Raw genomic sequence first — 18,613 nt, 5'->3', positions numbered from 1 at the left:
CAGCGGCGCGCTCGGCCCGGTGCGTTCACCGGGCCGCGGGCGCGGCTGCTGTTCGCCGGGCCTGGCATGGCCATCAAGCGGCGACGAGGTCGATGGACTTGAACTCGCCCGTGGCGATGCGCTTTTGCCATTCCGCAGGGCCGGTGATGTGGGCGCTGGTGCCGCCGGCATCCACCGCCACCGTCACGGGCATGTCCACCACGTCGAATTCGTAGATGGCTTCCATCCCCAGGTCGGCAAAGCCCACCACCTTGGCGTCCTTGATGGCCTTGCTGACCAGGTAGGCGGCGCCGCCCACGGCCATCAGGTAGGCGCTTCGGTGGTTCTTGATGGACTCGATGGCCACTGGGCCGCGCTCGGCCTTGCCAATCATGGCGATCAGGCCGGTCTGCTCCAGCATCATGTCGGTGAACTTGTCCATGCGCGTCGCCGTGGTCGGGCCGGCGGGGCCGACGGCCTCGTCCTTCACCGGGTCCACGGGGCCCACGTAGTAGATGACGCGGTTGGTGAAGTCCACAGGCAGCTTTTCGCCCTTGGCCAGCATGTCCTGGATGCGCTTGTGGGCTGCGTCGCGGCCGGTGAGCATCTTGCCGTTGAGCAGCAGCGTGTCGCCGGGCTTCCAGCTGGCGACTTCTTCCTTGGTGAGCGTGTCGAGGTTGACCTTCTTGCTCTTGTTGTAGTCGGGCGCCCAGTTCACGTTGGGCCACAGGTCCAGGGACGGCGGCGTCATGTAGACCGGGCCGGAGCCGTCCATCACGAAGTGCGCGTGGCGCGTGGCGGCGCAGTTGGGAATCATCGCCACGGGCTTGCTGGCCGCGTGCGTTGGGTACATCTTGATCTTGATGTCGAGCACGGTGGTCAGGCCGCCCAGGCCCTGCGCCCCGATGCCGAGGGCATTGACCTTCTCATACAGCTCCAGGCGCATTTCCTCGATCTTGTCGAGCTTCTCGCCGCGCGACGACTTGGCTTGCAGCTCGTACATGTCCAGGTCGTCCATCAGGCTTTCCTTGGCCAGCAGCACGGCCTTCTCGGCGGTGCCGCCGATGCCGATGCCCAGCATGCCGGGCGGGCACCAGCCGGCACCCATGGTGGGCACGGTCTTGAGCACCCAGTCCACCACGCTGTCGCTGGGGTTCAGCATGATCATCTTGCTTTTGTTTTCGCTGCCGCCGCCCTTGGCCGCCACGGTGATGTCCACGGTGTTGCCGGGCACGATCTGCGCAAAGATCACGGCAGGCGTGTTGTCCTTGGTGTTCTTGCGATCGAACTGCGGGTCGGCCACGACGCTGGCGCGCAGCGTGTTGTCGGGGTGGTTGTAGCCGCGGCGCACGCCGTCGTTGATGGCGTCTTCCAGGCCGGCAGGAAAGCCCTCGAACCGAACGTCCATGCCCACCTTGATGAAGACGTTGACGATGCCCGTGTCCTGGCAGATGGGACGCTGGCCGGTGGCGCTCATCTTGCTGTTGGTCAGGATCTGCGCGATGGCGTCCTTGGCGGCCGGGCTCTGTTCACGCTCATAGGCGCGTGCCAGATGGGTGATGTAGTCGGCGGGATGGTAGTAGGAGATGTACTGCAATGACGCAGCAACGGACTCCACGAGGTCGTGGTACCGGATGGTCGTGGTCATGGTGGGGATGTGTTTTTGGGGAAAGAACGGACCGCGCAATTATCGCCGCCCGCTCCGGACGGCGCTCGCGGCCGCCTGCTGCGCGGTCAGCCGCGCTGCGTCATGTCGAACGGCAGGCTGCCGGCGACTTCGATCGCGCCCAGCACCGACGGCGCGAAATCCGCCGAGCCTTCCGGCTTGTCGCCCTGCGCCCAGGCCAGCAGCACGTCCGCCGGCATGGGGCGGGCGTAGAAAAAGCCCTGCAGTTCGTCGCAGCGCATGGCCAACAGGATGTCGCGCTGCCCGCTGGTCTCCACGCCCTCGGCCACCACGCGCAGGCCGAGCGCATGGGCCAGACGGACCACGGCATCCACGACGGCGCGGGCGTCTTCCTCGTGTTCGAGGTCGTTCACGAAGCTGCGGTCGATCTTGAGCTGCTGGGCCGGCAGCTGGCGCAGGTAATTGAGGCTCGAATAGCCCGTGCCGAAGTCGTCGATGGACAGAAACACGCCGATGCGCGCCAGGCCCTCGAACGTGCGCTGGGTGGCCTTGGTGTCTTCCATGGCGACCGATTCGGTGATCTCGCACAGCAGTTGCGAGGCGTCGAGGCCGTGGAACTTCAGCGCATGCTCGATGCGCTCGGCCAGGCCGCTTTCGCGCAACTGGTGCACCGACAGGTTGATCGCCACGCGCATGCGCAGGCCGCTGCGGGCCCAGTCGGCCATCTGCCGGCAGGCTTCCTCGATGACCCAGTTGCCCAGCTGGCCGATCAGCCCGAACCGCTCGGCCAGGCCGATGAACACCAGCGGGCTCACCATGCCGCGCTGCGGATGGCTCCAGCGCAGCAGCGCTTCCACCCCGTTGATGCGGCCGCGCTTGCCGTCGATCTTGGGCTGGTAGTGCAGCGAAAGCTCACCGCGGGCGAGCGCATGGCGCAGGTCGTTCTGCAGTTCCAGCTGATCGGTGGCGTCCGATCCCATGTGCGGCTCGAACATCGCGTAGCCATTGCCGCCGGCGCGCTTGGCGGCGTACATGGCGGCGTCGGCATTGGCGACCAGCTTGTCGCGATCGCCATGGTCGGGGTGCACCACGATGCCGATCGAGCACCCGATCTGCACTTGGCGACCCGCCACCTGGAACGGCTGGGCGATCGCAGCCAGGATGCGGGTGGCGACGACGGTGCAGTCCGCCGCGTTGCCCACGTCCTCCAGCAGCAGCAGGAATTCGTCGCCGCCCACGCGGGCCACGGTGTCGCTTTCGCGCGCTTCGGCCCGCAGCCGTTGCGCGGCTTCGATCAGGATGGCGTCGCCGGCGGCATGGCCGAAGGAATCGTTAATGGGCTTGAACCCGTCCAGATCGACGAACAGCACGGCCAGTCGGTCCACCACTCGGTGGTGGTTGATGCGCTCCAGGCGCAGCAGCGCGTGGATCAGGCGGTCTTCGAACAGCAGGCGGTTGGGCAGGGCGGTCAGGGCATCGGCGAAGGCGCGCTTTTGCAATTCGGCGTTGGCCTCGTGCAGCTTGGCATTGCTGTCCTTGAGCGATTGGGTGAGGCGGCGCGCGGTGTTCTGCAGCCGCGCGTCGAGGATGGCGACGAACAGCGTGCTGATCAGCAGCACGAGCGTGGCGATCACCACCATGGCGGTCAGCCCGGTGCCGCCCAGCGCATTCGCGCTCAGGCACACGGTGCCTTGCGGGAACTGGGCGGCGGCCATGCCGATGTAGTGCATGCCGCAGATCGCCAGTCCCATCACGAGCGATGCCCCCGCCTGAAACAACCTGCGCCGCATGCCGTGCATGTGCTGCAGCGCCTGAAAGAGCCACAGCGCCGTGGCCGAGGCCAGCACGGCGACCACGACGGAAAGCACCACGTAGCCCGCGTTCCAGACGATGCCGATGGACAGGTGCAGGGCCTGCATGCCGATGTAGTGCATGGCGCTGATGCCAACACCCATGGCCAACGCGCCCATCGCCAGTTGCGGCCACCGGAACCTGGCCAGGCCCGCCATGCCCAGCGCCACGCTGGAGGCGGCCACGGCGGACAGCCACGACACGAACGTGAGTCCCCCGGTGAAGCCGAGCGCGATGGGGAGTTCGAAGGCCAGCATGCCGACGAAATGCATGGACCAGATGCCGGTGCCCATCACCAGCGAGCCGGCGGCCCACCATGCCAGGCCGATGTGCCGCTGCGAGGTGCGCACCCGGCGGGCCACGGCCAACGTGACATAGGACGCCAGCACCGCCACCGCAAACGATGCGGCAACCACCAGCGGATCATGGTGCGACGGCAGAAAGCCGGTCAGCGGGTGGGCAAGTTCGGACGACATCGGAGGGGCATGGGGTGCCGGGAGTCGGCGCGGGAAGGTTTCCAAGTGTATCTGCCGCCGGCTTCTTGCACACCTGGGAGGGTCTCTGCACGGTAAGGCCCCAGCCAATGAGAATGGTTTTGTTTCGCGTATGCTTTTGGACGCCTGCGCACCCGGGAGTGCGCCCCTCTTTCTTCACCACCTCTGGATCCAGCCTGACATGACGACCACCCGCATCGAACGCGACACCTTTGGCCCCATCGAGGTCCCCGCCCACCAACTGTGGGGCGCGCAGACGCAGCGTTCGCTGCAGAACTTCGACATCTCCGGCGAACAGCAGCCGCGCGAGATCATCAAGGCGCTGGCGCAGGTCAAGCGGGCGTCGGCCGTGGTCAATCAGGCTCTGGGCCTGCAGGACGCGAAAAAGACCGATGCCATCGTCGCCGCGGCCGACGAAGTGATCGCCGGGCGGCATCCGGGTGAGTTTCCGCTCGTGGTCTGGCAGACGGGTTCGGGCACGCAAAGCAACATGAACGTCAACGAAGTGCTGGCCAATCGCGCCAGCGAACTGCTGGGCGGCGAGCGCGGCGAATCGCGCCTGGTGCACCCCAACGACGACGTGAACCGCAGCCAGTCGAGCAACGACGTGTTCCCCACCGTCATGCACGTGGCCGCCGTGGAAGCGCTCACGCACCGCCTGCTGCCCGCCATCGCCAAGCTGCGCGCCACGCTGGCGCAAAAGGCCAATGATTTCGACGGCATCGTGAAAATCGGCCGCACCCATCTGCAGGACGCCACGCCGCTCACGCTGGGCCAGGAGTTTTCCGGCTACGTGGCGCAGCTCGACCACGGCGAGCGCCACGTGCGCGCCGCGCTGCCGTACCTGTGCGAACTGGCGCTGGGCGGCACCGCCGTGGGGACGGGCCTGAACGCGCCCAAGGGCTATGCCGAGCAGGCCGCGGCCGAGCTGGCGCGCCTGACCGGCCTGCCGTTCGTCACGGCGCCCAACAAGTTCGAGGCCCTGGCCTCGGTCGATGCGCTGGTGCATGCGCACGGCGCCTTGAAGACGCTGGCCGCCAGCATGATGAAGATCGCCAACGACGTGCGCTGGCTGGCCAGCGGACCGCGCAGCGGCATCGGCGAGCTGAGCATTCCCGAGAACGAACCCGGCTCGTCCATCATGCCCGGCAAGGTCAACCCGACCCAGAGCGAAGCGGTGACGATGCTGGCCGCGCAGGTGTTTGGCAACGACGTCGCCATCAACTTCGGCGGGGCCTCGGGCAATTTCGAGCTGAACGTGTTCCGCCCCATGGTGGCGCACAACTTCCTGCAGAGCGTGCGGCTGCTGGCCGACGGCATGGTGAGCTTCAACGACCACTGCGCCGTGGGCATCGAGCCCAACCGCGACCGGATCGCCGAGCTGGTGGACCGTTCGCTGATGCTGGTGACCGCGCTCAATACGCACATCGGCTACGACAAGGCCGCCTACATCGCCAAGAAAGCGCACAAGGAAGGCACCAGCCTGCGCGAGGCGGCGGTGGCGTCGGGCCACGTGACGGGCGAGCAGTTTGACCAGTGGGTGGTGCCGGGCAACATGGTCGGCCGCTGAGCGCGGCGCGCCGCCTCACAGGACCGCGCGGGCGGTCCCGGGGCGGCACATCCAGCGGCTACCTCAGTGGGTGGTCTTGCGGGCGCGCTTGGCCCGTGTCGGCCGGTCTTTGTGGCGCAGAAACGCCAGCAGCCGCCGCTCGGCCGCCTGCAGAGCGCGCGGCGTGTTGGTGCCGCCGATGCGGTCCCACAGCACCTGCATGTCGGGGCCGGCATCGGAGGTGAGCCGCGAGCCCAGGTCCAGCACCGACGGGTGCACGTAGGACTTCTTGCAGACCGCCGGCGTGTTGCCGAGCTGCCGCGCTACCTCGGCCAGGATGTGCTTGGCCGTCACCGCCGGCGTGCCGGGCTGCTGGGAGCAGGCCAGCCGCGTCAGTTCCAGCGCCTGCACCGTGCCATGCCAGGTGCGAAAGTCCTTGGCTGTGAAGTGCTCGCCCTCCTCGGTGCCGGTGATCTCGCGCAGGTAGTCGTTCACGTCGCCCGAATCCACCGCGTGCAGCGTGCCGTCCTCGTCTTCGTACTGGAAGAGTTCCTGGCCCGGCAACTGTTGGCAGCGGCGCACCACGCGGGCCACGCGCGGATCGTCCAGCGTGGCCTCCTGCTGCACGCCGCTCTTGCCGCGAAACCGCAGGCGCAGCCGGTTGCCGCGCAGGTCCGCGTGGCGGTTGCGCAGCGTGGTCAGGCCGTACGAGCGGTTGGCGCTGGCGTATTCCTCGTTGCCCACGCGCATGAACGTGGTGTCCAGCAGGCGCACCAGCGTGGCCAGTACGCGTTCGCGGGAGAGGGCGCGGCCCGGCGTGGCGCGCAGGTCGCGGGCCACGCGGGCGCGGATGCGGGGCAGGGCGCGCCCGAAGGCCTGCATGCGTTCGAACTTGGCCTCATCGCGCTGCAGGCGCCAGTCGGCGTGGTAGCGGTATTGCCGCCGCCCGCGTGCGTCGAGGCCGGTTGCCTGCAGGTGGCCGTTGGCCAGCGGGCAGATCCACACATCGGTATAGGCCGGCGGAATTGCCAGCTTCTGGATGCGGCTGATCTCGTCGGGGTCGGTCAGCCATTTGCCGTCGGGCTGGCGGTAGCGAAAGACATCGCCCTGGCGCTCGCGGGTCAGGCCGGGCATGTCGGGGTTGACGTAGCGCAGGCCGCCCGGCAGGCGCGTCGGAGGCGGGCGCGGAACCGGGGCGTTGGCGGTGGAGGGAGCAGTGGCGGTGGCGGTGCGTGGCATGGATCGAGGGGGGCAGGCAGGGCGCGGTGCGGCCCCATCGCCGATCACAGCCCAGCCGCCGCACGCCGGCTGTAGGAGGCCGTCCGCAGCACCGGTGGGAAATGCGCCGCGCCACGCAGGCACGGCCAGACGCTGCACCAAAGGGCTTTGAATGAAAATGGCCTCCAGCGCAATAAACACTAACGCAGTGTGCTATGAAAAATATAGCATTGCTTTCAGGGTGGATTCTCGCAATGCCATTGCTGCGCTGGCGTCCGTTCCGTCGCCCACTGACTGGCCGCGTCTGCGGCGGGTTGCAGATCGGCGCTACTCAGGCCGCGGTGTCGTCGGCCGTTCCGGCGTCCCCCGCATCCTCATCGAACGCGAACCCGACGCCGTACACCGACCGGATCCATTCCACGCCGTCGCCGCTGGCGGCCTTGAGTTTCCTGCGCAGGTTCTTGATGTGGCTGTCTATGGCGCGCTCGTTCACGTCCAGGGTGTCGCCGTAGGCGAGGTCGAGCAACTGGGCGCGCGAGAAGATGCGGCCGCTTTGCCGGGCCAGGGCCTGCAGCAGGCGGAATTCGCGCGGGGTGAGGGCCACGTGCGCGCCGCGCAGCGTGACCTGCCAGTGCGCCTCGTCCAGCGCCAGCACGGGTGGGCTGGCGGGTGCTGCCCTCGCGGCTGCCGGGCTTTGCGCGGCGCCGCGGCGCAGCACGGTCTTGACGCGCGCCACCACTTCGCGCGGCGAGAAGGGCTTGCAGATGTAGTCGTCCGCGCCCAGTTCCAGCCCGATGAGGCGGTCCACCTCTTCGACGCGGGCGGTGAGCATGATGACCGGCTTGTCGGTGTGGCGCCGCGCCTGGCGCAGTACCGACAAGCCGTCGAGCCCGGGCAGCATCACGTCCAGCAGCGTCAGGTCGGGCGGCGTGGGGCCGGTCAGGCGGGCCAGGGCGCTCTGCCCGTCGGCCATGTGCTCGGCCTCGTAGCCGGCGTGGCGCAGGTAGTCGAGCAGGATGTGGGCGATGTCGGTTTCGTCCTCGACCACGAGGATGCGCGCTGTCATGAATGGTTCTCCAGCAAGGGCAGGATGAGGGTGGTGCGCAGGCCGCCGAGCGGCGAGGGCTGCGCGGCGATGCGGCCGCCGTGCGACTGCACGATGGCCCGGCAGATCGCCAGGCCCAGGCCCGATCCGCCCAGGTCGCCGGTGGCGCGGGCGCGCGAGCTTTCGGCCCGGTACAGGCGGTCGAACAGGCGCGGCAGGTCGTGCGCCGCCACGCCGGGCGCGGTGTCGTCGAACTGCAGCACCAGCGAGGGCGCGGGCCCGCCGCGGTCGATCTGCGCCTTGATTTCCAGCCGGCCGCCGGGGTCGGTGTAGCGCACGCTGTTTTCCAGCAGGTTGAGGAACACGCGGTGCAGCTGCTGCGCATCGCCCTGCACGAGCGGCGCAGGCGCCAGCGCGGCCAGTGTGCCGAGCCCGCCGGTGTCCACGGCCACATCGGCTTGGTGAAAGCGCGGCTGCATCGAGGCAACGGCCTCGGCCAGCAGCGACAGCGGGTGCACGGGCACGAGCGCCGATGCGGCGCTGCCCGCGGCAGCGTCCAGGCTGGCACGCAGGTCGCCCACCAGCTGGATGAGCCGCATCACTTGCCGGTGCAGGCGCAGGGCGGTTTTGTCGTCGAAGGGGCGCACGCCGTCCTGCACGGCCTCGATTTCGGCGCGCATTGCGGCCAGCGGGGTGCGCAGTTCGTGCGCCACGTCGCCGATCCACTGGCGGCGGGACGCCTCCATGCCGCCCAGCTGCTCGGCCATGTCGTTGAAGGTAAGGGCCAGGCGGGCGAGCTCGTCGTCGCCATGCACGGCCACGCGCGTGTCCAGCCGGCCCGCGGCCACGCCGCGCGCGCCGTCCACCAGCGCGCCGATGGGCGCAAGCCAGCGCCTCGCCAGCGCCCACGACAGCAGCAGCGCCAGCGCCAGGCCGGCGATGCCGGTCCACACCACGAAGCCCAGTTGCCGCGCGATGAAGGCGCGGTCGGCCTCGGTCTCCAGGTGCGACGGCGGGCTCAGCACCAGTTCGCCGATGGGGGTGCCATCCGTGCCGCGCAAGGGCAGGCGGGCGGCGTCTGGCGTGGGGCGCACGCCAGCCACCAAGCGGCCTTGTGCGTCGAGCACGCCGAGCCGCTGCGACAGCATCGAGCCGGGCGGTGGCGGGGGACGGTCGCGGTGGTCGGACGAGCCCGCGTCGGGCATGGGTCCGTCGGGCGGCGGCTCGAACGGGTGGCCCTCGCTGGGCGCGCCGAAGTCGGGCGGCGGTGGTGGGCGTTCGCGGACGTTGCCACTGCCGGTGTCGTCGCTGCGCACTTCGTTGCCGGCAAAGGCGTTGTCGCCGCTGCGGCGGGCGCTGCTGTTGTTGCTGCTGCCGCCGCCGCCGCTGGCCGCGGTCTGAGCATTGCGCAGCGATGGGCTGTCGCCGGGGCGGCGCATTTCGCGCCACAGCTCGGGCTGGGTGCGCAGCGTCTGCCAGCCCCCGTGCAGCAGGTGCATGCGCTGCAGCCGCGCGGCGAGCCAGTCCATGCGGGCCAGTTCGATCTCGGCCACGTACGGACCGAGCCCGCGCTGCAGGCCCAGGCGCGAAAACCCGACGAACAGCAGCAGCAGCACGGCCAGCAGAACGGTCAGCGCGAGGAAGGCTTTGCTTTGCAGCGTCAGGCGGGGCATGAGCGAGGGGGTGGGTCAGCGGGCAGGTGGCGGGCCCCCGGCGCCGTGGGGCGGGCCGCCCACAGGCATGGCGACGAGGGTGCCGTTCATTGTCCGGCATGTGCCGGGCAGGGTCTTGCCGTCCGGCATGGTCAGCGTGACCGAGGCGCCTTCGGCCAATCCCTTGCAGGCCGTGTAGGCCTCGGGCGGCGGGCCGGGCGGCTGACCGGAGGGTGCGCCCTGGGCCCGGGCGCTGGACGCGGCCAGGGCTGCCAGCGACAGGGCGATGAAGGCGCCGGCGAAGGTCGTGGCCGTGGTCGTGGTCGTGGGCTTGCGCGTGTTTTTGAACACGGCTTGGAGAGGGGGGCGGAATGCGGACATGGGCAGGGCCTTTCTTTCGGTCGTCGTTGCTGGCAGGGAAGGTGGAAATGGGAAGCGGGGGCGCGGGGCGCCCAGCGCCCCGGCCGGTGTCAGGCGGCGATCGAGATCGTGATGGAGGCGGTGTAGCCCCCGCTGCCATTGCTTTGCAGCGTGGTCATCTCCAGGTCGGTGCCGTCGCTGAAGACGTTGTCGGTGGCGAAGGTGATCGCCGCCAGGTTGGGCACGCTGGCGCTGTAGCCCGCGTTGGCCGCGTAGATGGTGCGCAGCGTGTCGGTGGGGAACGCCAGTTGCGTGGTCTTCACCTTGTTGCCGGCGGTGGTGGCCACGGCCAGGCTGGGGTAGACCTCCAGGTGCATGTGCGGCATGCGGCCCGCGTAGCAGCCGGGCACGATGGTGGTGAAGGTGACGGTGCCGCTCGCATCGGTGGCCTGCACGCCGCGCAGGTAGTTGGCCGCGATGCTGCGCTCGGTGTAGACCGAATAGTCGCCGCCCTGCGAGCAGTGCCACAGGTAGATGGCGTAGCCCTGCAGCGGCGCGCAACTGGAGCGCGTGTTGGTCAGCGTGATGGCGATGGTCAGCGGCACGCCGCCCACGGCGGTGGACGCGCCGATGCTGCTGCGGATGTCCTGCCGCACGATGCCGCTGAGCGCGAGCACGTTGTAGTTGGCATTGCTGGCGTTGGAGCCGTCGGCCGGGTAGGGGCCTGCGGTTTCCTCGGGGACGACAGAGCAGGTGGTGCTCGTACCGGTGCCTGTCCCGGTACCCGTTCCGGAGCCCGTGCCCGTTCCAGTGTCGGCACCGCTGCTGTCGGCCACGGTATCGGAGCCCCCGCCGCAGCCCAGCAGGTTGGCGATGCCCAGGGAGCCGATCGTGCCGAGCGCCAGGCGCCGCCGGGCGTCTGCCTGAGGCGGCGTGGGGCCTGTCGTCGCTGGGCCGGCGACAGGCGCGGCGATGGGGGTGGGTGTGGATGTTTGCATGGTTCCTCTCCTTCTCTTCGTTGGGGATGGGAGGAACTTTGCAATCCAATTGGGGAGAAATTAAGGCAGCCCGGTAAAGGCATCAAGGGTACCAATTGCTATCAAGTTAATAGCAATGTACCGCCGTATTCATTGCACTGGAGGCACTTTTGGCTCAAGTCCCGGCGGACCTCGAGGGCCCGCCGCCTTTCAACGCGCGGCGAAAGCCCGGGCGATGTCCTGAGTCACTGCCAGGAACCGGTCCACATCGGCCGGCGAATGGCAGTGCAGCGGCGAGACGCGCACCGCGCCTTCCAGCCCGAACGATTCGAGCATGCGGCGCGAATACAGGCTTGCGGCCGAGCGTTCGTACACCGTCACGCCGCGCGCAGCGTATTCGCCCACGGCGCTGGTGCAGTCGAGGTTTGCAAAGCCGATGCCGATGATCAGGTCGCGCTGGGTGAGGTCGGGGTGGTCGAGGAACACTTCCACCCCCGCCATGTGGCGCAGGCCCGGCGCGGCGGTGCCGGTGCCGGTGTCGGTTCCGGTGGCGTCGCCGCTGCCGCCGCCATTCAGCAGGCGCGACAGCAACGCGCGTTCGTGCAGTTCGATGGCTTCGATGCCGGCCACGAAGCGGGCGCGCCGGTCGTCGCCAGCGTGGCGCCCATCGCTGCTGCCATCACCGCTTTCGGGCGACTGGCCGCCGAGCCAGCAGACGTAGTCCACGATCTCCGTCATCACCGCGAATTGCCACGGCGCCGAGCTGCCCAGGTCCCAGAAGTCGGCCGGCTTGGCCGATAGCTTGTGGTGCGGCAGCGCCGCCGCGCGGTCCGACAGCCAGGCGATACCCGAGCCCCGGCATCCGAAGAATTTGTAGGGCGCGATGTTGATGCCGTCCACCGGCGTCTTCTCGAGGTCGATGACGCCGTGGGGCGCGTGCTGCACGGCATCCACCAGGATGTACAGGTCGGGGCGGATGGCACGGGCCTGCCGCACGATGGCCTCCAGGTCCAGCTTGGCGCCCGAAATGTTCGAGGCATGGATCACGTTGAGCACGCTGGTGCCCCGGTCCACCAGGCGCACGACGGCTTCCACGTCCACGCCGCCCGTGGCGCGGTTGCTGGGCGCCACGCGCAGTTCGCGGCCGAGTTCGCGCGCGTAGCGCTCCATGGCGTCGTACGACGAGGGGTGCTCCAGCACGGTGGTGACCATGTTGGTGCCGGGCACGTTCTGGGCCACGGCTCGCACCATCTCGAACATGGCGCCGGAGGCCGTGAGCGCGGCATACACGCTGCCGCCGCGGGCGTTCAGCACCCGGCGCACGTCGGCCACGCCCGAGGCCTGAATGGACTGCAGCTCGCGCGCCGTGGCGTGAATGCGCTCGGTGTTGTCGGGCACGGCGTCGATCTGCAGGAACCGCTCCACCGCGGCCTTCAGGCGGAACGAGCCCCCCGCGTTGTCGAAGTACAGCCGCTCGCGGCCGTGGTGGTCGTGCTCCACCTGCAGGAAGCGCTCGCGCACCTCGCGCATCAGGCGGTCGGAGAACAGGCGGCCTTGCGGGTAGGGCGTCGCGTTGCTGTGGCCGGCCATCACACGCCCTTGCTGCTGGGGTTGCGGTATGCCTCGCGCACGGCGTCCGACATGGGGAAGTTCAGGTTCACGCTGCTGGGAGGAATCGGCTGGGTGAACCAGCGGGCGTACAGGCGTTCCATTTCGCCCGACTTCATCAGGCCCGTGACGGTTTCATCCACCAACGCCTGGAACTGCGGGTCGTTCTTGCGCAGCATGATCCCGTAGGGCTCCTGGCGCAGCACCACGTCCTTGAGGATGCGGAAATCGCCCGGGTTGGGCGCCGTGGCGATCAGCCCGGCCAGCTGCACGTCGTCCAGCACGTAGGCGGCGGCGCGGTCGCTGGCCAGCAGCAGAAAGGCATCGGCCGTGTCCTTGCCCGAGATTTCCTGCACTTCGAGGTTCTCGGCGCGCTTGTAGGTGCGCAGCAGCTGGATCGACGTGCTGCCTGCCACCGTGGCAACCGTCTTGCCGGCCAGGTCGGCCAGCGACTGGATGCCCGAGTTCTTCTTCACGGCCACGGTGATGTTGGTCACGAAATGGCTGGGCGCGAAGTTGACGTACTGCTGGCGCGCCACTGAGTTGGTGGTGGTGGCGCAGTCCAGGTCCACCGTGCCGTTTTGCATCAGCGGAATGCGGTTGAGCGAAGTGAGCAGCGTGTACTGCACGCGCAGGGCCGGCAGGCCGAGCTTGGCCTTCACCGCGTCGGCGATCTTCAGGCAGATGTCGTTGGAAAACCCGATCGGGTCGCCACTGCCCGTGGGCTTGTAGGAAAACGGAATCGAGCTGTCGCGGCTGCCGATGTTGAGCGTGCCGCTCTCCTTGATCTTGCGCAGCGTGTCGATCTCCTGCGCGCTGGCGGCGGTGGCCAGCAGGGCGGTGCAGAGCGCCACGGGCAGGGCCTGGCGAAGGGTCGAGCGCAGGGTCATGCGCAAGGCAGTGGCGGCGGGGCGGGTCAGTCGGTGCATGGCAGGCTTTCGTGAAGACGGAAGGATCTTGGGGCGCCGGGCAAGGGATCAGCGAGGCGATGAAAGTCATTCTGAAAGCGCCGACGCTTTTGAAAAAGCGATTTTTTGTGCTCGAATCAGATGAATAAAAGTGTTCGATGAGCCGCACCATGATGACCTTCAAGCAACTCGAAGCGCTGTACTGGATCGGCCAGCTCGGCGGCTTCGCGCAGGCCGCCCAAAAACTGCACACCTCGCAGTCGGCCGTGTCCAAGCGGGTGCATGAACTGGAACTGATCTTCGACACGCCGCTGTTCGACCGCAGCCAGCGCACCGCGCGGCTCACTGAAAAGGGCGAGGAAATGTTCGTGCTCGCCCGCAAGCTGCTGCGCCAGCGCGATGCGGCGGTGGAGCAGTTCGGCAAGCCCGGGGTGATCGAGCGGCGCCTGCGCATCGGCGTGACGGAACTCACCGCGATGACGTGGCTGCCCCGGCTGGTCGCCCTGGTGCAGGAGCACTACCCCAAGGTCACGCTGGAGCCCGATGTCGACGGCAGCCTGCCGCTGCGCGACAAGCTGCTGGCGGACGAGCTGGACCTGATCATCGTGCCCGATGCGTTCAGCGATGCGCGCCTGCCCGCCAAGGCCATCGGGCAGGTGGAGAGCGCCTGGATGTGCAAGCCCGGGCTGGTGCCTGCCGGCACGGTGCGGCTGCACGAGTTGGCGCGCCACCGCATGCTGGTGCAGGGCAATGCCTCGGGCACCGGGCGGCTGTACGACGCCTGGATGAAAGAACGCGGGGTGGAGCTGGCCGATGCCATCGTGGTGAGCAATCTGGTCGCGCTCACCGGGCTGACCGTGTCGGGCCTGGGGGTGGCGTACCTGCCACGGCATTGCCTGGCGCCGCTCATCGCGGCCGGCATGCTGGCCGTGATCGACGTGGTGCCCGCGCTGCCCACGGTGCCCTACGTGGCCATGCACAAGGGCGATCACCGCAGCGCGCTGGCCGCATCGATCATCATGCTGGCCCAGTCGTGCTGCGACTTCACGCGCGCCTTCCAGGCCCAGGCGGAAGGCGCGGCGTGACGGCCCGGCGCCGCTTCAGCGCTTGGCTGCGGCGAGCGCCTGCTGAATCCAGCCGTCGAACGTCTTCTGGTGCGCCTTGATCCAGCCGTCGGTGTGGCGGGCCAGGTCGGCCTGCTGGTTCTGGCCGTTCTTCATCGCCAGGTTCTGGGCGTTGATGTCGCCCACAGGCAATTGCATGACCTCGAACAGGCGCGCGGCTGCGGGGTTCTTCTCGGCAAAGGCCTTGTTGGCCACGATGCGCTGGGTGTTCAGCACGAAGCCGTAGTTCTTGCCATCGGGCAGCGCGGTGTCCTGCCCTGCCTGCGCGCCCGGCAGCGAAGACCGCGGCACTTGCAGCCACACCACGTCCTGGCCGGGGCGCAGCACGCCGCTCACCCAGTAGGGGGTCCAGGTGTAGTAGAGGATCGGCTGGCCCTGCTTGAAGCGGGCGATGGTGTCGGCGATCAGCGCCGAATAGCTGCCCTGCACGTGCGTGACGGTGCGGCCCAGGTCGAAGGCCTTCAACTGGTGCTCGATCACCGCCTCGCAGCCCCAGCCCGGGTTGCAGCCGGTCAGGTCGGCCTTGCCGTCGCCGTTGGTGTCGAACAGCTTGGCGAGCTTGGGGTCCTTCAACTGGTCGATGTGGGTGATGCGGTATTTCTCGGCCGTCTTCCTGTCGATCAGGTAGCCCTGCGCAGCGTTCTGCGAATAGGTGCCCTTGCGCCACAGCTTGGCGTCGCCGCCCGCGTTCTTGTAGAAATCCGCATGCAGCGGGTCCCAATGGTCCGCCATGAAGGTGGCGTCGCCATTGGCAATGGCCACGTGCGCGGTGGCGTATTCGATCTCCTTGATGGGCTGCACTTCGTAGCCCAGCTTTTGCAGCGCACGGCCCACCAGCATGGTCTGGAAGGTTTCCTCGGCGATCGAGCTTTGCAGCGGCTGAACGCGCACGCCTTGGCCCGGCAGGTTCTGCGCCTATGCGGCGCCCGCCAGGCCCATGGCCAGGGCGCTGGCCGCGAGCAGGGCACGCGCCACCGGGCGCGATGGCGAGAGCGTGGTGCGAGGGGTGAAGCGCAGGGGAAGGTTGAAACGTGTCATGGCGTGTTCCTTGAAAGAGTGAAGGGAGCGGGACTGCGGCGATTCGGCGATTCGGCGAATCGGTGCCTCAATGGCCCGCAGGGGCCAGGCGGGCAGAGGGCACAGCGGTGCCTTGCGTGGCGGGCTCGTCATCGGCCGCCGGCGGGGTCGCGGCGCGGCGCGCAGCCAGGCGCCACACGAGTCCGGCCGGGCCGGTCTGCCACCAGTGGCGCACGCCGCGGCGCGGCTGGCCCATCGACTGGGTGATGCGGTCCAGCGTGATGGCCAGCAGCACGATCCCCAGGCCGCCCACGGTGGCCAGGCCCATGTCCAGCCGGCCGATGCCGCGCAGCACCATCTGGCCCAGCCCGCCCACGGCGATCATCGAAGCGATCACCACCATCGACAGCGACAGCATCAGCGACTGGTTGATGCCCGCCATGATGGACGGCATGGCCAGCGGCAGTTGCACCTTGGCGAGCAGCTGCAACGGTGAAGCCCCGTAGGCGCGGGCGGCTTCGACCAGATCGGGCCGCACCTGGCGCAGCCCCAAGTTGGTCAGCCGCACCAGCGGCGGCAGCGCGAACACGATGGTCACCACCACGCCGGGCACGTTGCCGATGCCGAACAGCATCACCACCGGCACCAGGTACACGAAGGCGGGCGTGGTCTGCATCGCGTCCAGCACCGGCCGCATCACGCGCTGGGCGCGGTCGCTGCTGGCCAGCAGGATGCCCAGCGGCAGCCCGATCACCAGGCAGAACGCGAGAGAGGTCAGCACGAGCGACAGCGTGACCATGGCCTCGGGCCAGATGCCGAGCATGGCCACCAGCAGCAGCGAGATCACCGTGCCGATCGCCAGCGCCCGCCCGGCGAACTGCCAGGCCAGCACGCCGATGAGCGCGATCATGGCCAGCGTGGGCACGCTGGTGAGCAGGCCTTCCACCCACGACAGCGTGCCGTCGATGGGCGCGCGCACCGTCTGGAAGAACGGCCGGAAATGCGCCACGACCCACGACAGGCCGTCGTTGATCCACGTCTCCACCGGCAGGCTGCCGTCCCAGAGCTGGTGCAGGTGAAAGCCACCCGCGGCGGGATCGATTCCCCCGGCAGCGTCGCCCGGCGTGGCGGTGGCGGGCGCGCTCAGCCAGTCGGTGCTGCCGGCATCGCTCGGCGTGGTGGAGGCGGCCCACGGGTCGGGAGCGGCCGTGGTGGCGGTGCCTGTTGCCCATGGGTTGGCGCTGGCGTCAGTGGCCGCGGCCGGCGCTGCATCGGCTGCAGCCAGGAGGGTAGGGTCGTTCGATGGCGCTGCCGTTGTCATGCGGGGCTCTTTTCGGTGGTCGATTCATTGGCGGGGAGGGCGGATGCGGTCGCGGTGGTGGCTGGGTTCACGGTCGCGCCGATGGCGGGCGGCACCGGGTCCGGCGGCACGGGCGGCGTGTCGCGGTCGAGAAAGCGCAGCAGGGTCGTCTTGCTGATCGCGCCGCGAAAGCGCCCGCCGTCTTCCACCACCGGCAACGGGCAGGGCGCCTGCGCCACCTGTCCGAACAGGTCCGCCACCGGCGCGTCCACCGCGATGGGCTCGACCCCGTTCAGGTAGGCGTGCTGCAGGCCCAGGGGGCCGACATGGCCCTGCAGCGCGGCGCGCAGCGAGTCGGCCGAGACGGTGCCCAGGTACAACCGCGCCGGGCTGACCACGTAGGCGAATTCGCGGTCCTGTTCCTCCAGTTGCTGCAGCGCGGCGCGCGAGCCCCGGTCGCGCTGCTCCGACACCACGGTGAGCGGGCGCCGGGCGATGTCGCCGGCCTTGAACACGGCCGCCGCGTCCACGCCGCGCACGAAGCTGCGCACGTAGTCGTTGGCGGGGTTGCGCAAGATCTCGTCGGGCGTGCCCACCTGCACCACGTAGCCGTCTTTCATGATGGCGATGCGGTCGCCGATGCGCATGGCCTCGTCCAGGTCGTGCGAGATGAAGACGATGGTGCGGCGCTGGATCTGCTGCAGGCGCAGCAGCTCGCTCTGCATCTCGGTGCGGATGATCGGGTCGAGCGCGGAGAAAGCCTCGTCCATCAGCAGGATCGAAGGGTCCGACGCCAGCGCCCGCGCCAGGCCCACGCGCTGCTGCATGCCGCCCGACAGTTCGTCGGGGTAGCTCTCTGCCCAACCGCTCAGGCCCACCTGTTCCAGCGCCAGGGCGGCCTGGCGCTGGCGGTCGGCGCGGGGCACGCCGGCCAGTTCGAGGCCGAAGGCCGTGTTGTCCAGCACCGTCATGTGCGGCATGAGCGCGAACGACTGGAACACCATGCTGATGTCCTTGCGGCGCAGTGCGCGCAGTTGCCGGTCGGACAGCGCGTTGATGTCCTCGCCATCGACCAGGATGCGCCCGGCGGTGGGTTCGATCAGGCGGTTGAGCATGCGCACCAGGGTCGATTTGCCCGACCCTGACAGGCCCATCACGACGAAGATCTCGCCCGCCTCGATGGTGAAGCTAGCGTCGAACACGCCGATCGAATGCCCGGTGCGCGCCAGGATGTCCTGCTTGCTCAGGCCCTGGCTGGCCAGTTCGAGCGCGGCTTGCGGCGCATCGCCGAAAACCTTGAACACGTGTTCGATGGTGATTTGTTTGGCCACGGTGTGGTCCTCCCTCGTTGGTGGGTGGGAACAGGCTCCGATCGCCCGAAGGCAGGCGGAGCCGGCGAAGGCCGAAGACCCGGAACCCTGATGCGGCAGCGCACCCCCGCGCGCCGAAGCATGCGGAAGTCGCCATGAAAGGGTGGCCACCAGGGGTGGCCGGGATCGGCCCGAATGGCACGCGAGGCGGTGCGCAAGGGCCTGGGTTAAGTGCCGCAAGGGGCGGCACCGAAGGCATCAAGGGCCGGTTTTCGGCCGCTGGCCAGGCAGCGAAACGGTGGAACCGAAGGTTGCCTGGCGAATATCCGCTTCAGCAAAAGGCCCGGTGTGGGCTGCCGAAAGCGCGGATTACCTGCACTGCAGGTTGTAAAACACTCGAAAAGTATAGTAATTGAGTGTTTTTGTGTCAAAAGAACCGGCTTTGTCGGATGTGTTATCCGCGGGCGCGGCGGTTGCCTGGCCTTGGGTGCATGGCGCTATGCTTTCAATAGCGTCAAAGGCATGAAATCCAACGGCAAGAGCCCCGAAAGACCCGATTTTCGGGCCCATTCGGGGCTCTGGGGATGGGGGCGC

General features: G+C 68.6%; 14 protein-coding genes and 1 pseudogene. 2 read left to right on the top strand and 13 right to left on the bottom strand.

Annotated elements, in window-relative coordinates; genetic code table 11:
- Window positions 1–73: 73 nt before the first annotated feature.
- Entirely contained in the window at window positions 74–1,627 is a 1,554-nt protein-coding gene (locus BLT03_RS02910) for a fumarate hydratase (RefSeq protein ID WP_092740196.1), read from the bottom strand.
- Window positions 1,628–1,713: 86 nt separating this feature from the next.
- Window positions 1,714–3,933 carry a putative bifunctional diguanylate cyclase/phosphodiesterase gene (locus BLT03_RS02905; protein ID WP_175537649.1) on the bottom strand — a complete coding sequence of 740 codons (2,220 nt, stop codon included), beginning with the start codon at window positions 3,931–3,933 and terminating at the stop codon, window positions 1,714–1,716.
- 199 nt (window positions 3,934–4,132) lie between these two features.
- Between BLT03_RS02905 and fumC the strand changes: the two genes are divergently transcribed.
- The gene (gene fumC / locus BLT03_RS02900; RefSeq protein WP_092740194.1) at window positions 4,133–5,521 is read left to right on the top strand and encodes a class II fumarate hydratase; all 1,389 of its coding nucleotides are present in this window, start codon (window positions 4,133–4,135) and stop codon (window positions 5,519–5,521) included.
- A gap of 63 nt (window positions 5,522–5,584) precedes the next feature.
- On the opposite strand, the gene BLT03_RS02895 is transcribed toward fumC, so the two are convergent.
- The 7 genes from BLT03_RS02895 to BLT03_RS02865 all read right to left on the bottom strand — a co-directional run bounded on the left by BLT03_RS02895 (window position 5,585) and on the right by BLT03_RS02865 (window position 13,250).
- A complete protein-coding gene (locus tag BLT03_RS02895) occupies window positions 5,585–6,739 on the bottom strand; it encodes a DNA topoisomerase IB (protein ID WP_245711216.1) in 1,155 nt (384 codons plus the stop codon).
- Window positions 6,740–7,049: 310 nt separating this feature from the next.
- A complete protein-coding gene (locus BLT03_RS02890) occupies window positions 7,050–7,784 on the bottom strand; it encodes a response regulator (RefSeq protein ID WP_092740192.1) in 735 nt (244 codons plus the stop codon).
- Window positions 7,781–9,436, bottom strand: coding sequence for an ATP-binding protein (locus tag BLT03_RS02885; RefSeq protein ID WP_092740190.1), 1,656 nt, complete (start codon window positions 9,434–9,436; stop codon window positions 7,781–7,783). Before BLT03_RS02885 ends, BLT03_RS02890 begins: the two co-directional genes overlap by 4 nt.
- A gap of 15 nt (window positions 9,437–9,451) precedes the next feature.
- A complete protein-coding gene (locus BLT03_RS02880) occupies window positions 9,452–9,796 on the bottom strand; it encodes a hypothetical protein (protein ID WP_245711215.1) in 345 nt (114 codons plus the stop codon).
- Between the two features lie 89 nt (window positions 9,797–9,885).
- Window positions 9,886–10,773 (bottom strand): dioxygenase family protein, encoded by an 888-nt coding sequence (locus BLT03_RS02875; protein ID WP_139160298.1) that lies wholly within the window; start codon window positions 10,771–10,773, stop codon window positions 9,886–9,888.
- Window positions 10,774–10,962: 189 nt separating this feature from the next.
- Window positions 10,963–12,342, bottom strand: coding sequence for an aminotransferase class V-fold PLP-dependent enzyme (locus tag BLT03_RS02870; protein ID WP_092740186.1), 1,380 nt, complete (start codon window positions 12,340–12,342; stop codon window positions 10,963–10,965).
- Window positions 12,342–13,250 (bottom strand): amino acid ABC transporter substrate-binding protein, encoded by a 909-nt coding sequence (locus BLT03_RS02865; RefSeq protein WP_092740993.1) that lies wholly within the window; start codon window positions 13,248–13,250, stop codon window positions 12,342–12,344. The genes BLT03_RS02870 and BLT03_RS02865 overlap by 1 nt, the downstream gene beginning before the upstream one ends.
- A 191-nt stretch (window positions 13,251–13,441) precedes the next feature.
- On the opposite strand from BLT03_RS02865, the gene BLT03_RS02860 reads away from it, so the two are divergent.
- On the top strand, window positions 13,442–14,353 hold the full coding sequence (locus BLT03_RS02860) for a LysR family transcriptional regulator (RefSeq protein ID WP_092740991.1): 912 nt from the start codon (window positions 13,442–13,444) through the stop codon (window positions 14,351–14,353).
- Window positions 14,354–14,368: 15 nt separating this feature from the next.
- On the opposite strand, the pseudogene proX reads toward BLT03_RS02860, so the two are convergent.
- The 4 genes and pseudogenes from proX to proV form a co-directional block, all read right to left on the bottom strand.
- Window positions 14,369–15,307: pseudogene (gene proX, locus BLT03_RS02855) on the bottom strand (glycine betaine/L-proline ABC transporter substrate-binding protein ProX); the annotation flags it as partial.
- A complete protein-coding gene (locus tag BLT03_RS25140; RefSeq protein WP_434802326.1) occupies window positions 15,308–15,430 on the bottom strand; it encodes a hypothetical protein in 123 nt (40 codons plus the stop codon). It abuts the pseudogene before it with no gap.
- Between the two features lie 67 nt (window positions 15,431–15,497).
- Window positions 15,498–16,730: a glycine betaine/L-proline ABC transporter permease ProW gene (gene proW, locus BLT03_RS02850; protein ID WP_092740184.1), complete on the bottom strand. Its 1,233-nt coding sequence runs from the start codon at window positions 16,728–16,730 to the stop codon at window positions 15,498–15,500.
- Window positions 16,727–18,040, bottom strand: a complete 1,314-nt coding sequence (gene proV, locus BLT03_RS02845) for a glycine betaine/L-proline ABC transporter ATP-binding protein ProV (protein ID WP_092740182.1) — start codon at window positions 18,038–18,040, stop codon at window positions 16,727–16,729. The genes proW and proV overlap by 4 nt, the downstream gene beginning before the upstream one ends.
- Window positions 18,041–18,613: the final 573 nt, after the last annotated feature.

Origin of the sequence: Paracidovorax valerianellae (assembly GCF_900102625.1) — a bacterium.
GTDB classification, from domain to species: Bacteria; Pseudomonadota; Gammaproteobacteria; order Burkholderiales; family Burkholderiaceae_C; genus Paracidovorax; species Paracidovorax valerianellae.
The sequence above is the reverse complement of the archived record's forward strand: the minus strand, read 5'-3'. Positions and strand labels throughout refer to the sequence as shown.